The following is a 14,077-nucleotide window of genomic DNA, read 5'->3' on the forward strand; positions in this document are numbered from 1 at the left end:
GGCCATCGTAGAGCCATGACCGCACCCGCCGAGAGCCGCCCGACGTCCGCCGTGACCATGGATCGCACCCGGCCGGCGCCGGCCGTGCGCCGGCTGCTCGACTGGCGGATCCGCTTCGCCGCGCTCGGCCTGGTCTGGGGCTTCAGCTTCATGTTCATGAAGGTCGGCAATGAGGCGTTCGCCCCGCTCCAAGTGACGCTCGGCCGGATGGTGTTCGGCACGGCGGTGCTCGCCGGGGCGCTGGCGGTCCGGCGCGAGCGGCTCCCCCGGGGCGGACGCACCTGGCTGCACCTCGGGGTCGCCGCCTTCCTGCTGAACGCGCTGCCGTTCTCGCTCTTCGCCACCGCCGAGCAGACGATCCCGTCGATGCTCGCCGGGATCTGCAACGCGGCGACACCGCTCTTCTCGATGCTGGTCTCGCTGGTCGCCCTCTCCGAGGACCGGCCGTCGCGGCAGCGGTTCGCCGGGGTCGGCCTCGGATTCGCGGGAGTCCTCACCGTGCTGGGCGCGTGGCAGGGCTTCTCCGGCCAGGATCCCAGGGGCACCCTGCTGGCGCTGACGGCCGCGTTCAGCTACGCGGCGGGCTGGGCGTACGTACGGCGGACGATGCCGCACCCGGAGGCCTCCCACCTGTCCATGTCGGCCGCCCAGTTGACGCTGGGCACCGGGCAACTCCTCCTGGTCACCCCGTTCTTCACCTCGATGCCGCAGGGGTATCCGGCGAGGTCGGTGCTCTCCGTGCTGGCGCTCGGCGCGCTGGGCACCGGGTTCGCCTTCCTGATCCAGTACGGTCTGGTGGCCGAGAAGGGTCCCACGATCGGGTCGATGGTCACCTATCTGATCCCCATCGTGGCCACCGCGGCCGGGGCGCTGCTGCTCGGTGAGTCGCTGAGCTGGAACGAACCGGTGGGCGCGGCGGTCATACTGGCCGGCGCCGCGCTGACGCAGCGGCGGCCCCGGCCGGCGGCGCCCGCGCCGGAGCGACCGGCGCGGTCCGCGGAGGCGACCGTCTGAGTGGCCGCCGGGGCGGCCTTCCGAGCGACTCCTGACTGACTCCCGAGCGACTTCGGGGTGATCGGCGCGGTCGGGGCCGTCAGCCGTAGCGGCCCGTTCCGGCGCCGTGGAGCACGGCCGCCACCGCGTCGGCGAGCGGTCCGATGTCGGCGAGGGTGAGCGGGGAGACGGTGAGCCGCACCCCGGAGGCCGATCGCACCCGGAAGCGGGCGCCCGGCGAGACCGCCCAGCCGCGGTGCAGCAGCCCGGTCACCGCGCCGGTCTCGTCGGGAACGGGGACCCAGACGTTCATACCGGTGCGCCCGTGGGCCGGCACGCCGCGCTCGGCGAGGGCCAGGAGCAGCGCGTCGCGCCGCTCACCGTAGGAGCGGGCGGTGGCCACCGGGTCCACCGCGTCGTGCTGCCAGAGGTGGACGACGGTCCGTTGCAGCAGGTGGCTCACCCAGCCGGCGCCGAGGCGGTGCCGGCCGCGCACCCGGTCGACGGTCACCGTGTCGCCGGTGCAGACGGCCAGCCGGAGGTCGGGGCCGTACGCCTTGGCGGTGGAGCGGACCAGCGCCCAGTGGTCGGTGACACCGGACAGGCAGTGCAGCGGCAGGTCGACCAGACCGTGCACATGGTCGTCGTCGATGACCAGCACCTGGCGGTGGGCGGCGAGCAGGTCCCGCAGTTGGCGGGCGCGGGCCGCCGAGAGGGCGGCGCCGGTGGGGTTCTGGCCGCGATCGGTCACGACGAGGGCCCGGGCACCGCCGCGGAGGGCGCGGGCCACCTCGGCGGCGACCGGCCCCTCGTCGTCCACCGCGACCGGCACCGGACGCAGGCCGAGCGCCGGGACGAGGTCGAGCAGGCTCCCCCAGCCCGGGTCCTCGACCGCGACCGCGTCGCCGGGGCGCAGATGGGCGGCGAGCACCCGCTCGATGGCGTCCAGCGACCCGGAGGTGACACCGATCGGGCCGCCGGGCACGCCGTCGGTGTCGAGTCCGGCGCGCGCCAGCCTCGCCAGGTCGGCGTCGACCGGCGGGCCGCCGTAGAGGGCGGGAGCACCGGCGTGGTGACGGGCGGCGGCGGCGAGGGCGGCGGTCAGCGAGGGGAGCAGCGCCGTGTCGGGGTTCCCGGTGGAGATGTCGCGTACGCCGTCCGGTACGTCGATCCGGATCTGGTCACGGGGGGCGGTCGCGGGGCGGGCGCGGATCCGGCTGCCGCGCCGGCCGCCGGTCTCGATCACGCCGCGGTCGCGCAGCAACCGGTAGGCGGCGGCGACCGTGTTGGGGTTGACGTCCAGTTCACGGGCGAGTTCGCGCAGCGGCGGCAGGCTGTCGCCGGGGTGGAGCGCCCCCGCGCCGACCGCCCCCTCGATGTCGGCGGCGATTCCCGATGCGCCCTTGCCGGTGATTCGATACTCTCCTAGCACAAACCCTAGTATGCACTAGTGCAAAGGATGCCGCGATGGATTCCGCACCGGCCGAGATCCCGGACCACCCGGACCACCCGCTCGCTGACGCCCAGCCGCTCGGGGCGGCCTACCCGGTCACCGAGCGCGCCACCCCGACCCGGCTGCGCGAACGGGCCTCCTACGACCGGGCCTTGGTGCACGCCATCCTCGACGAGGGTTACGTGTGCCATCTCGGATTCGTCCGGGACGGCGCCCCCGTGGTGCTGCCGACCCTCTACGCCCGGCACGGCGAGCGGTTGTACGTGCACGGCTCGACGGGTTCACGACCGCTGCGCGGCGCCGGCGCCGGGCTGCCGGTCTGTCTGACCGTCACCCATGTGGACGGTCTGGTGCTCGCCCGGTCCGCCTTCCACCACTCGATCAACTACCGCTCGGTGGTGGTGCACGGCGTCGCGCACCAGGTCACGGACGCCGCCGAGCGGGCCCTGGCGCTGGACACGATCGTGGACCAGGCGGTGCCCGGCCGGGCCGCCGACTCCCGCCCGGCCAACCCCAGGGAACTCGCCGCCACCGCGGTGATCCGGCTCGACCTCGACGAGGTCTCGGCCAAGGTCCGCGGCGGCGGCCCGAACGACGACCCCGAGGACCTCACGCTCCCCTACTGGACCGGCGTGGTCCCGGTGGCCAGGAGCTACGGGATCCCGGTCCCCGCCGGGGATCTCGATCCCTCGATAGCGCTGCCCGGCTATCTCTCAGCGTCCGGCCCGCGCGGCGCCGCCTGACCGGCCGGGCGCCGCTTCGCCGTCGGTGCTCCCGCCGTCCTTCATCCCGCCCGACGCCGGTCCGGCCGTCCCCGGGTCCGCAGCGGCATCCGCGTCCGCGGGGGTCAGCGGAGAAGCGCCGGCCGCGCCGGCCGCCGCGGTCTGCGCCACGAACGCCCCGACCAGCACCAGCGTGCCGCCCACGACCTGCGCGGCGCCGAGGTGTTCGTCGAGCAGGATCCACGCCAGTACGGTGCCGACGACCGCCTCGACGCAGGCCACCACGCCGGCCACCTGCGGGCTGAGCCGGCGGACCGCCAGCACCCCGGCCAGGTAGGCGACGACCGTGGCGACCAGCACGATCCAGCCGAGCAGCAGGATGGAGGGCACCTCGCGGTCACCGAGCGCGGCCTGGTGCGCGAGCGCGGTGAAGGTGATGTCCCAGGGCCGGGCGAAGACGGTCAGCACCAGGGTGCCGATCAGCAGGCCCCAGGCGATGACGGCGACCGGGTCGGGCGCGTCGTCCTGGTGGGCGCCCTGGTCGGCGAGCACGAAGTAGGCGACCTGGCAGCAGGCGGCGCCGAAGGCGCAGAGCAGGCCGAGCGCGTCGAAGGCGAGCCCGGACCAGACCTCCACCACGCACGTCATCCCGCCCACCGCGAGCACCACACCGGCCACGGCGGCCCGGCGGACCGGCCGCCGCTGCACGAACCGCACCCAGCAGAGCAGCATCGCCGGGCCGAGGTACTCGACCAGGATGGCGACGCCCACCGGGATCCGCGAGATGGCCAGGAAGTACAGCGCCTGGCAGCCCACGACGCCGAGCACGCCGAAGCCGAACAGCAGCCCGGGCCGCCGCCGCGGCAGCCCGCGGTGGCCGAGCGCGACCGGCAGCAGCACGAGCGCGGCGCCCGCGATCCGCATCCACACCACGTGCAGCGGGTCGAAGCCCGCCTCGATCAGCGGCTTGGCCGCCACCCCCGAGCCGCCGAACGCGACCGCGGACAGCAGGGCGAGCCCCAGTCCCCCGTTTCCGCGCCGAGTTGGGTGCATCCGGTCATGATGTCAGCTCACGACATGACCGTCACCCCGTTGACCACTGACGTCACGCCGGCCGGCCCCCGTCCCCGGCCGAACGCGCCGGGTGAGCGGGTCAGGGCCACAGCAGGCCCCGGGTCCAGCCGTCCCCGGTGCGGTCGTAGCGGAGCCGCAGATGGAAGCGGGCCGGGTCGGCCTGCCAGAACTCGGCCTCCATCGCCCGCAGTTGGTAGACGGTGTGGGTGGCGGGTACCCGGCCGGGTTCGGCGGCGACCAGCCGCCCGGCCGCCTCCCCGGCCTGTTCGTACTCCTCGGGGCCGGTCAGCGGCGCGCTCATCACCCCGGTGAATCCAGCGGCCCGCGCGGTCTTCCCGCGGCCGGTGAAGTCCTGCCGGGTCGCCTCTTCGCCGAGTACGGTCACCGGTCCCGCCATCCGGATCTGCCGGCCGTGCGTGGGCCAGTACCAGGTGAGGGCGGCCCGCGGATTGGCCGCGAGGTCGTGGCCCTTGGGGCTGCGGGAGTCCGACGCGAAGCGGAAGGCGCAGTCGGCGGTGTCCAGACCGCGCAGCACCAGCACCCGGGCGGCCGGCGCGCCGTCGGCGCCCGCCGTGCTGAGGGTCATGATCTGCGGTTCGGGTACGCCGTCGGTGAGCGCCAGGTCCAGCCACCGGGCGAAGAGCGGCCCCGGCGCTTCCGGTGCCTCGCCGGGGTCGAACCCCGGCAGTGGTCCGGCCAGTACGGGCGCGCCGCGCAGCCTGGCCAGCAGCGCCTCGTCGTCCGCCGGTGCCTCGTCGTCCGCCGCGCCCGCCCGCCCGGAATCCACCGCGCCCGCCCTTCGCGTACCGCTCCTCCCCGTACCGTCGCTTCCCATACCGCCGCCTGTGCCCGCGCCCATGTCGCCGCCCGTCTCCGTCCGATCGTGTCGGGGTCCATCAGAGCGCACCGGCCGGGGCGCGGACGGGAGGACCCGCCCACGCCCCGGTGGTGTACCGGGCGAACCGTACGGCCGGCCGCGGGCCGGCGCCGCGGCCGGTCCGGGGCGGTCAGGCTCAGCGCACGGTCACCGTCGCCGTCTGCGAGCCGGCGGTGAAGACGTGCTCCCCGCGCTCGACCTGCTGCTTGCCGGCGCCGTCGATGTCGCCCGGGGTCACCGCGAGGCGGCTCGGCGGCACATCGAGCGCCACCGTGCGGGACTGCCCGGCGCCGAGGTGCACCCGGGTGAAGGCGACCAGCTTCCTCGACGGCGACAGCACGTCGCTGCTGGGCTGCGACACGTAGACCGGCACCACCAGATCGCCCGCGCGGTCACCGGTGTTGGAGACGCCGACCTTCAGGTGGACGGTGTCCTTGGTGCGCGCGGTGGCCGAGCCGGCCTTGACCGAGTCGACGGAGTACGTGGTGTACGACAGGCCGGCCCCGAAGGGGTAGGCGGCGTCGTAGAAGGAGCCGGGGCCGGAGTTGGTGCCCGGCAACTGCTGGTAGTACAGCGGCTCGTTGCCGACGTCCTTGGGCCAGGAGGCGTTGAGCCGGCCGCTCGGGTTCACCTTGCCGAAGAGCACGTCGGCGACCGCGTTGCCGCCCTCGCCGCCGGGCAGCCAGGACATCAGCAGGCCCTGGGTGCCGTCGGCGTCGCCGAGCACCAGCGGACGGCCGGCGAGCACCACGGTGACCACCGGCTTGCCGGTCGCCTTCAGCGACTTGACCAAGGCCACCTGATCGGCGCTCAGTTGCGGCTGCGGACTGTCGGCCGCGCCCTCTGCCGCGGCCTTCTCCCCGACCACCACCACGGTCAGATCGGCGCTCTGGGCCTGGGCCACCGCGTCGTCCGGAGTCGTCGCCTGGACGACCTGGGTACCGGCGGGCGCCGCCTTCCGGATGCCCTGGAGGACCGTGGTGCCGGGCAGCGTCACCCCGGCGGGCACCCCCTGCCAGCCCACCGTCCAGCCGCCGACCTGGTCGTTGATGTCATCGGCGTAGGAGCCGGCCACGACGATCTTCTTGGCGGCGGCGGAGATCGGCAGCACACCGCCGTCGTTGCGCAGCAGCACCTGCGATTCGTCGGCCGCCCGGCGGGCGAGGTCGGTGTCGGCCCCGAGCACCCTGCTGTCGGCCTTCGACGCGTCCACATAGGGGTGTTCGAACAGGCCGAGTTCGAACTTCATCCGCAGGATGCGGGAGACCGACTGGTCGACGCGCTTCTCGGAGACCAGTCCGCGCTGGACCGCGGTCTTCAGTCCGTCGCTCCAGCCCTGGGCGTCGTAGGGCTCCATGGCCATGTCCAGGCCCGCGTTGACCGCCTTGGCGATGGCCTCGGGGTAGTCGGCGGCGATGTGGTACGAGGTCTGGAGCGCCCGTACGTCCTGCCAGTCGCTCACCTCGACGCCCTTGAAGCCCCACTGCTCGCGCAGCACATCGGTCAGCAGATAGTGCGAGGCGGTGGCCGGGATGCCGTTGATGGCACCGGAGTTGACCATCACCGACTGGGCTCCGGCGTCCACCGCCTGCTTGTACGAGGGCAGCAGGGTGTCCTGGAGGTAGCGGATCGAGACATCGCCGGGGACCCGGTCGTGGCCGTTGCCGGGTTCGCCGTAGCCGCCGAAGTGCTTGACGGTGGCGGCCACGTCCTTGGCGCCGCCGGCGTCCTGGATGCCCTTGACCGCGGAGGCGGCCAGCGTGCCGGCCAGCAGCGGGTCCTCGCCGAAGGTCTCGTAGTAGCGGCCCCAGCGCTGGTCGCGGGCGATGTCGGTGACCGGCGCGAAGTTCCAGTCGATGCCGGTGGCGGCGACCGCCTTGGCGGTGGCGGTCCCGGCGTCCTTGACCAGCGCCGGGTCCCAGGAGGAGCCCATCCCGATCTCCTGCGGGAAGATCGTGGCGCCCAGGACGTTGTTGTGGCCGTGCACGGCGTCGACACCGTAGATGACGGGGATGTGCAGCCGGGAGTGGTCGACCGCGTACTTCTGCACGGTGTTGACCATCTTCGCCCAGTTCTCGGGCGTGTTGACCGTCGGTCCCGCGCCGCCGCCGGAGAGCACAGAACCCGCGGCATTGTCGACGAGAACGTTCTTCAGACAGGATTCGGTGAATTCGCCACCGCTCCACTGGCAGTCGCCCTGCATGTTGACCACGGATATCTGGTCCATCTGGCCGATCTTCTCGGCGAGTGTCATCCTCTTGAGCAGATCGTTGACCCGCAGATCGATCGGAGCCCTCGGATTGGTGTACGTCGGATTGTCACCGGCCTGGGCCGGGACCGAGGCGACGGCCGCGACGCAGGCAGCGGCGGTGACCAGGGTGAGAACCCCTTTGCGGCTCAGGCGGGGCGCTGCGATCAGTGCGGCGATGGGCGGGCGCGCGAAGCGCCGTCGTCGTTCGTTTTCTGGCATCGTTCAGGAGTCCCGTTCCTGTTCGGGGTCCCGCCATCGGGACCGGGTGCCGTAAACGTTTTCGATCGGCGGGAGTCTGTCGTCCGGTCCAACGGATCGTCAAGACTGTACGCAGGAGGCGTTTTGCCGGACCCTGTTCACCAGGTGTCAACCCAAGTCGGCCATGTCCCCCGCGCAGATCGGGTACTTCGTGAACATCCGTGAACTGGCCCGCCGAAGCGGGGTTTCGACCGCCACCGTGTCACGGGCGCTCAACGACCGGGCCGAGGTGAGCGACGCCACCCGCGAGCGGATCAGGCGGCTGGCCAGCGAGTTGGGGTACGCGCCCAATGAGCCGGCCCGCACGCTCGTGCGGCGCCGCTCGGACACCATCGGGCTGATCTGGGACAGCGGGCAGGAGGCCAGGGGGTTGCACAACCCCTTTCTGCTCGGCCTGTTGAGCGCGGTCCGCACCGCGTTGTCGGAGGCCGAATACCACCTGATGCTGCTGACCACACCGGCCGCCGAGGATCCCGACGGCAGCTATCTCCAGGCGGTGCGGCGGCACAACCTGGAGGGCGTGATCGTACTGACCACGCCGCCGGACGACCGCTGTCTGCGGGTGCTGGCCGCGTCCGCCGTGCCGTGCGCCGGCATCGACACCGGCTTCACCGGTCCCCGTACGGTCAGGGTCAGTTCGGACAACGCGGCCGGCGCGGAGGCGGCGGTCGAGCACCTCTACGCGCTCGGACACCGCAGGATCGCCACCGTCACCGGGCCGCTGCACCTGCCGCCGGCCGCCGAGCGGCTGGCCGGCTACCGACGGGCCTGCGAGCGGCTGGGGCTCGCGGTGCCGCCGGAGTATGTGACCGAGGGTGACTTCTTCCTGGCCAGCGGGGAGGCGGCGGGGCGCAGGCTGCTGGGGCTCGCGGAGCCGCCGACCGCGATCTTCGCGGCGGGCGACCAGATGGCGATCGGCGCGATGCACGCGGCGGCGGACGCGGGGCTCACGGTGCCGCGCGACATGGCCGTGGTCGGCTTCGACGACATCGACGCGGCGGCGCTGGTGCGCCCGGCGCTGACCACGGTCGCCCAGGACCAGCGGGCGCTGGGCGAGGCGGCGGTGGCGGCGCTGCGCGACCTGCTGGACGCGGGCACCCCGAAGACCGCGCTGACCCCGATGCCCGCGCTGACCGGGGAGCCGCGGATCGTACCGACCCGGTTGCTGATACGCGGATCGAGCCGGCCCAGGACGTGATGTCCCGGACCGGCTCGTCCGGCCCGCGCGGTGCTGCTCAGCACGGTGCGGATGGGCTCAGTGCCAGTCAGTGCCGGTCAGTGCCGGTCAGTGCCGGTCAGTGCCGGTCAGTGCCGGTCAGTGCCGATATGTACCGGCCTGATCCCGTCAGTGCCCGATAGCTGACGTTCACTCCTCGTCGGAGTCCTCGTCGGCGAGGATCAGGTAGAGCTTCTTGCGGGCCTCGTTTATCACGACCAGCGCCTTGTCGCGCTGCTCGGGGGTGCCGGTGGCCCACACCTGGCGGAAGGCTTCGACGAGTCCGCCGCCCGCCTTCCTGATCTCGTTGAGGGAATCCCAGTCGACGCCGCGGCCGGCCTCCTCCCACGGGGCCTCGGGGCCCGCGTCGGCTTCGGCGCGGCCCGCGTCGGTCAGCGTGAACAGGTTCTTGCCGCCCTCGCTCGCGCTGGTGATCAGACCCTCGTCCTCCAGAAGCTGGAGCGTGGGGTAGACCGAGCCGGGGCTCGGGCGCCACGCGCCGCCGCTGCGGTCGGCGATCTCCTGGATCATTTCGTAGCCGTGCATCGGACGGTCCTTGAGCAGCGCCAGGATCGACGCGCGGACATCGCCGCGCCGCGCCCGGCCGCGCGGTCCACCGCGCCCGCGTCCGCCGCCGCCCCCGAAGGGTCCGCCGGGGCCGAAGGGGCCACTCGGTCCGAAAGGCCCGCCGGGCCCACCGAAGGGCGGGCCGAACTGCCCGAAGGCGGCCCGCAGGCTCTCCCGCTCGCCCCATCCGCGATGGCCGGGCCCGCAGTGCCCGTGGCCGTGTCCTTGTTCGTTTCCTTGGGAACGCATGATGTCGCTCCTTCCATCGTTGATCGTTCGCGACACTTCAACGATATATCGGAAGTAGTCGCAAAGCAAGGCCCTTCCTCCTGGCGCCCTCCTGACGCCCCCTGGCGCCGCGCTGACGGCTTGCCGCGGTTTCCGCAAGGCCGCTGCAAGGGCTCGTTAGGATCTCCGGAGCATGGACGTGATGACGGGGAACGAGATGGTCGCTGTCCCTCCCGGGCGGGTGACGCTGTCGGACCGGCGGACGCGGCGCAGGTGGTCGGTGGAGGTCGCGCCGTACGCGCTCGGGGCATTCCCGGTCACCCAGGCGTTGTACGCACAGCTCACCGGGCGGCGGCCGAGTACCGCCCTCGGTGACCGGTTGCCCGTCGAGTCCGTCTCCTGGTGGGACGCCGCGCGCTTCTGCAACGCCCTGTCCCGGCGCGACGGACTCAGCGCCGCGTACGACGTCAGTGCCGAAGGCGAGGGCGAGGGCGAGGGCGAGCGGATCGAGTGGGACGCGTCCGCCGACGGATACCGGCTGCCGACCGAAGCCGAATGGGAGCACGCCTGCCGTGCCGGTAGCGAGGGACCGCGGTACGGGGAACTGGACGAGATCGCCTGGTACCGCGGCAATTCGCACGAGCGCGTCCACGACGTCGGCGGCAAACGCCCGAACGCGTGGGGGCTCCACGACATGCTCGGCAATGTCTGGGACTGGTGCTGGGACGTCTACGACGCGGAGGTCTACGGCACCTACCGGGTGCTCCGTGGCGGCGGCTGGTTCGACGAGCACTGGAGCTGCCGGGCCTCCGCCCGGCGCCGCAGCCACCCGACCTTCCAGGTCGACGACGTAGGATTCCGCGTCGCGCGTTCTCTCCTGTGACGGCCGGCCGGACCCCCGTCGGTGGAGCCTGGGAGGCGGGCGTCCCCTAGTCTCACCGCATGCGCATCCGAATCGTCGACGCCTTCACCGACCGCCCGTTCGCCGGCAACCCCGCGGGGGTGGTGCTGCTGGGGTCGGACGGGTTTCCCGACGACGGCTGGATGCAGCGGGTGGCGGCGGAACTGAACCTCTCCGAGACCGCTTTCGCGCACCCGCTGGTGGGCGCCCCGGACGCCGACTGGGCGCTTCGCTGGTTCACCCCGGTCACCGAGGCGGCCCTGTGCGGCCACGCCACGCTGGCCACCGCCCATGTGATGCGGACCACCGGCGCGGCCCACGGCACGGTCTGGTTCCGGACCCGGGCCGGGGCGGTGTCGACCACCTCCCAGGGCGACGGGACGATCACCCTGGACTTCCCGGCGGCGCCGCTGACCCCGGTCGAGGCGCCCGCCGGCCTCGCCCGGGCGCTGGGCGCGCAGCCGCTGACCGTGCTGGACACCGGCCCGGACTGCGGGGATCTGCTGGTCGAGGTCGCCGACGAGGCGACCGTGCGCGCGCTGGTCCCCGACTTCGCCGCGCTGGCCCGGCTCGCGGACCGCGGGATCGTCGCCACCGCCCCGGCCGCCGATCCCGCGCAGGGCTACGACTTCGTCTCGCGCGGCTTCTTCCCCGCCGTGGGAATCGACGAGGACCCGGTGACGGGCAGCGCGCACACCGCGCTCGCCCCGTTCTGGTCGGCCCGGCTGGGCCGCGACCGGCTGACCGGGCTCCAGGCCTCGGCCCGTACCGGCCTGGTCGCCACCCGGCTGAGCGGCGACCGCGTGCTGCTCACCGGCGCCGCGGTCACCGTCATCGACGGCGAGCTGCACGCCGTCCCGTAACCGCTCAGCCGGTGGGCAGCCAGCCGACCTTGCCGGCCAGGATCGCGTAGCCGACGAAGGCCACGGTGTCGATGAGCGCGTGCGCCGCCACCAGCGGGCCCACCCGCCCCCAGCGGCGGTAGAGCAGTACGAAGACCACGCCCATCGCCATGTTGCCGACGAAACCGCCGACGCCCTGGTAGAGGTGGTAGGAGCCGCGCAGCAGCGCGCTGGCGGCCAGCGCGGCGTTCGGCGACCAGCCCAGCTGGCCGAGCCGGCGCAGCAGATAGCCGACCACGATCACCTCTTCCAGCACGGCGTTCTGCGCCGCGGCGGCGATCAGTACCGGGATCTTCCACCACACGTCGGGCAGCGACTCCGGCACCACCGTGAGGTTGAATCCGGCCGCCCGGACACCGAGGTAGAAGGCCAGCCCGGTGCCGCCGATGGCCGCGGCCACCAGGGCGCCCCAGGCCAGATCGCGGCGCGGCCGGGTGAGGTCGAAGCCGATGGCCGGCATGCCGACCCGCTCCCTGGCCAGCAGATGCGCCACCAGCGCCACCGGGGCGAGCGCGGTGGCGATGCCGAAGAGCTGCCAGGCCAGGTCGAGCCAGGGGCGGCCGGGAGCCTGCGAGCCGACCAGGGTGGCCGCCTGGTTCTTCAGCGCTCCCGGCCGGGTGACCGAGCCGATGAAGCTGATCAGCGCGGAGACTCCGCTGGCACCGAGCGAGAGGGCCAGTACGATCAGCGTCTCGCTGCGCAGCTCGCGGGGTTCCTGGCGCGCCTTCACCTCGTACGGCTGCTCGGTCGACTGTGTGTGCACGCGGCCCTCCCATATGGTCATCCCGCTCCGGCGCCGTCCGCGCGATCAGGGCCTCCCGGTACGTCCAGGACTCCCGTAAAAGCGTGTCTCCGGGAAAAGATACGGAGATCGGGCGCCGGACCGAGGAGCCACCCCCATATGACCGAGTATCCCGGCGGCCGTATCCCGGTGGCCGAGCCGCACCCGGAGCCGGAGCGGGGAGCGGGTGCCGCTCAGTCCACCGGCCAGGTGTGCGCCGGCTCGCCCTCCCCCATGTACTCGCGATACCGCTGGGTCATCGCGGCGAGCGCGGCGCGCCGGTCGAGACCGCGCTCCAGCATCCGGTGGAAGACCGCGACCTGCCATTCCGCGCCGTTGGTACGGCGTCGGCAGCGCGCTTCGATGATGCCGAGGTAGTGGTCGCGGTCGACCGGGTCGATGCCCCAGGCGTCGAGACCGGTGGCGGCGGCCGGCAGCAGCTCGTCCAGGATCAGCTCGGTCGCCGGGATCTCGACGAGCGTCCCGCCCCGGCCGCGCGGCCACCGCATGGTCGCGCCGATGCCGTACCGGCAGGACACGTCGAAGTTGGCGGCGGCGACCTCGAACGGCATCCGCTGCCACACCGGGTGCGGCGCGTCCGCCAGCCCCCGCACCAGGCCGTAGTAGAAGGCGGCGTTGGCCAGCACGTCTTCGACGGTGGGCCCGGCGGGCATCACCCGGTTCTCCACCCGCAGATGCGGTACGCCGTCCACCACCTCGTACACCGGCCGGTTCCAGCGGTAGATGGTGCCGTTGTGCAGCGTCAGCTCGCGCAGCCGCGGCACTCCCCCCTCGTCGAGCACCGCCAGCGGATCCTCGTCGTCGCAGATCGGCAGGAGCGGCGGGAAGTACCGCACGTTCTCCGCGAAGAGGTCGGTGACCGAGTCGATCCAGCGTTCGCCGAACCAGGTCAGCGGCCGCACCCCCTGGACCCGCAACTCCTGCGGCCGGGTGTCGGTGGCCTGCTGGAAGAGGATCGGCCGGGTCTCGCGCCACAGTTCACGGCCGAAGAGGAACGGCGCGTTGGCGCCGACGGCCACCTGCGCTCCCGAGATCGCCTGCGCCGCGTTCCAGACGTCGGCGAACCGGCCGGGGGTCACCTGCAGGTGCATCTGGGTGGACGTGCAGGCGGCCTCGGGCGCGATGGAGGCGGAGGTGTATACGAGATGCTCCGTCCCCTCGATGTCCAGGGTGATGTCCTCCCCGCGCATCGCCAGGATCCGATCGTTGAGGAGCTGGTAGCGATCGGCCCTGGACAGGTTGGCGGAGACCATGTCCTGCGCCTCCAGGGTGGGCAGAATTCCCACCATGATGATGCGGGCGCCGACTTCGGACGCCATCCGGTCGGCGTAGCCGAGGCCGCTGCGCAGTTCCTCGGACAGCTGGTCGAGCACCCGGCCGGAAAGCTGGTGCGGCGCGATGTTCACCTCGATATTGAACTGTGCGAGCTCCGTCTGGAAATCCCGGCTGGCGATCCGTTCGAGCACCTCTTCGTTCATCATGCGGGGCAGTCCGCCGGAATCCGCGAGATTCAATTCGATCTCCAGGCCCATGAGATTACGCGGCCGGTCGAATCGCTTCTCGTCCAGCAGCCGCTCGAGCCCCACCAGGCACTGCTGAAGTTTGCGCCGGTACAGCCGGCGGTCGGCCAGGTCGAACTCGCTGGCAACGACCTTCTCCCCCATGGAAGTATCCCTTCGTCCACACGGCACCGGCTCCGGCCCTCACCAGAGGATGCCCAGCCAAATGATCCATAACTCAGCACGCCACCCGTTCGGCACGCTAGGCTAGCGGTAGGGTGAAGGCCGCACGTTCCGGTGGCACATTCAAGTGCCGGGGATCGCGGGTATGATT

Annotated in this window: 12 protein-coding genes; 5 read left to right on the top strand and 7 right to left on the bottom strand. The window is 72.6% G+C overall.

The window, feature by feature from the left end:
- Positions 1–15: 15 nt before the first annotated feature.
- Complete coding sequence (locus tag OG519_RS02845; RefSeq protein ID WP_405578159.1) at positions 16–1,014, top strand: DMT family transporter; 999 nt, start codon at positions 16–18, stop codon at positions 1,012–1,014.
- A 79-nt stretch (positions 1,015–1,093) separates the two neighbouring features.
- Here OG519_RS02845 and OG519_RS02850 read toward each other — a convergent pair whose 3' ends face one another.
- The gene (locus OG519_RS02850) at positions 1,094–2,425 is read right to left on the bottom strand and encodes an aminotransferase class I/II-fold pyridoxal phosphate-dependent enzyme (protein ID WP_405578161.1); all 1,332 of its coding nucleotides are present in this window, start codon (positions 2,423–2,425) and stop codon (positions 1,094–1,096) included.
- Between the two features lie 35 nt (positions 2,426–2,460).
- On the opposite strand from OG519_RS02850, the gene OG519_RS02855 reads away from it, so the two are divergent.
- Positions 2,461–3,189 (top strand): pyridoxamine 5'-phosphate oxidase family protein, encoded by a 729-nt coding sequence (locus tag OG519_RS02855; RefSeq protein ID WP_405578164.1) that lies wholly within the window; start codon positions 2,461–2,463, stop codon positions 3,187–3,189.
- Here OG519_RS02855 and OG519_RS02860 read toward each other — a convergent pair.
- The 3 genes from OG519_RS02860 to OG519_RS02870 form a co-directional block, all read right to left on the bottom strand.
- A complete protein-coding gene (locus OG519_RS02860; protein ID WP_405578167.1) occupies positions 3,160–4,221 on the bottom strand; it encodes an EamA family transporter in 1,062 nt (353 codons plus the stop codon). The genes OG519_RS02855 and OG519_RS02860 overlap by 30 nt on opposite strands.
- Before the next feature lie 100 nt (positions 4,222–4,321).
- Positions 4,322–5,029, bottom strand: coding sequence for a pyridoxal 5'-phosphate synthase (locus OG519_RS02865; protein WP_405578176.1), 708 nt, complete (start codon positions 5,027–5,029; stop codon positions 4,322–4,324).
- A gap of 226 nt (positions 5,030–5,255) precedes the next feature.
- Positions 5,256–7,589 (bottom strand): glycoside hydrolase family 3 N-terminal domain-containing protein, encoded by a 2,334-nt coding sequence (locus OG519_RS02870; RefSeq protein ID WP_405578179.1) that lies wholly within the window; start codon positions 7,587–7,589, stop codon positions 5,256–5,258.
- 163 nt (positions 7,590–7,752) lie between these two features.
- On the opposite strand from OG519_RS02870, the gene OG519_RS02875 reads away from it, so the two are divergent.
- Positions 7,753–8,826, top strand: coding sequence for a LacI family DNA-binding transcriptional regulator (locus OG519_RS02875; protein ID WP_405578182.1), 1,074 nt, complete (start codon positions 7,753–7,755; stop codon positions 8,824–8,826).
- 168 nt (positions 8,827–8,994) lie between these two features.
- Here the strand turns inward: OG519_RS02875 and OG519_RS02880 are convergent, their stop codons facing one another.
- Complete coding sequence (locus tag OG519_RS02880; RefSeq protein ID WP_405578185.1) at positions 8,995–9,660, bottom strand: PadR family transcriptional regulator; 666 nt, start codon at positions 9,658–9,660, stop codon at positions 8,995–8,997.
- A gap of 172 nt (positions 9,661–9,832) precedes the next feature.
- Here OG519_RS02880 and OG519_RS02885 point away from each other — a divergent pair, with 172 nt between their 5' ends.
- Together OG519_RS02885 and OG519_RS02890 are read left to right on the top strand one after the other, a co-directional pair.
- Positions 9,833–10,522, top strand: coding sequence for a formylglycine-generating enzyme family protein (locus OG519_RS02885; RefSeq protein WP_405578188.1), 690 nt, complete (start codon positions 9,833–9,835; stop codon positions 10,520–10,522).
- A 59-nt stretch (positions 10,523–10,581) separates the two neighbouring features.
- Complete coding sequence (locus tag OG519_RS02890) at positions 10,582–11,403, top strand: PhzF family phenazine biosynthesis protein (protein WP_405578190.1); 822 nt, start codon at positions 10,582–10,584, stop codon at positions 11,401–11,403.
- A 4-nt stretch (positions 11,404–11,407) separates the two neighbouring features.
- Here the strand turns inward: OG519_RS02890 and OG519_RS02895 are convergent, their stop codons facing one another.
- On the bottom strand, positions 11,408–12,205 hold the full coding sequence (locus tag OG519_RS02895) for a CPBP family intramembrane glutamic endopeptidase (RefSeq protein ID WP_405578193.1): 798 nt from the start codon (positions 12,203–12,205) through the stop codon (positions 11,408–11,410).
- A gap of 212 nt (positions 12,206–12,417) precedes the next feature.
- Positions 12,418–13,908: a glutamate--cysteine ligase gene (locus OG519_RS02900; RefSeq protein ID WP_405578196.1), complete on the bottom strand. Its 1,491-nt coding sequence runs from the start codon at positions 13,906–13,908 to the stop codon at positions 12,418–12,420.
- Positions 13,909–14,077 lie beyond the last annotated feature (169 nt).

The organism is Streptomyces sp. NBC_01190 (assembly GCF_045039895.1).
Classification (GTDB): Bacteria; Actinomycetota; Actinomycetes; order Streptomycetales; family Streptomycetaceae; genus Actinacidiphila.

Coding starts and splice junctions, on each gene's coding strand:
- OG519_RS02845 (WP_405578159.1), top strand. CDS start 16: ATGACCGCACCCGCCGAGAGCCGCCCGACGTCCGCCGTGACCATGGAT.
- OG519_RS02855 (WP_405578164.1), top strand. CDS start 2,461: ATGGATTCCGCACCGGCCGAGATCCCGGACCACCCGGACCACCCGCTC.
- OG519_RS02860 (WP_405578167.1), bottom strand. CDS start 4,221: ATGCACCCAACTCGGCGCGGAAACGGGGGACTGGGGCTCGCCCTGCTG.
- OG519_RS02870 (WP_405578179.1), bottom strand. CDS start 7,589: ATGCCAGAAAACGAACGACGACGGCGCTTCGCGCGCCCGCCCATCGCC.
- OG519_RS02875 (WP_405578182.1), top strand. CDS start 7,753: ATGTCCCCCGCGCAGATCGGGTACTTCGTGAACATCCGTGAACTGGCC.
- OG519_RS02880 (WP_405578185.1), bottom strand. CDS start 9,660: ATGCGTTCCCAAGGAAACGAACAAGGACACGGCCACGGGCACTGCGGG.
- OG519_RS02885 (WP_405578188.1), top strand. CDS start 9,833: ATGGACGTGATGACGGGGAACGAGATGGTCGCTGTCCCTCCCGGGCGG.
- OG519_RS02890 (WP_405578190.1), top strand. CDS start 10,582: ATGCGCATCCGAATCGTCGACGCCTTCACCGACCGCCCGTTCGCCGGC.
- OG519_RS02900 (WP_405578196.1), bottom strand. CDS start 13,908: ATGGGGGAGAAGGTCGTTGCCAGCGAGTTCGACCTGGCCGACCGCCGG.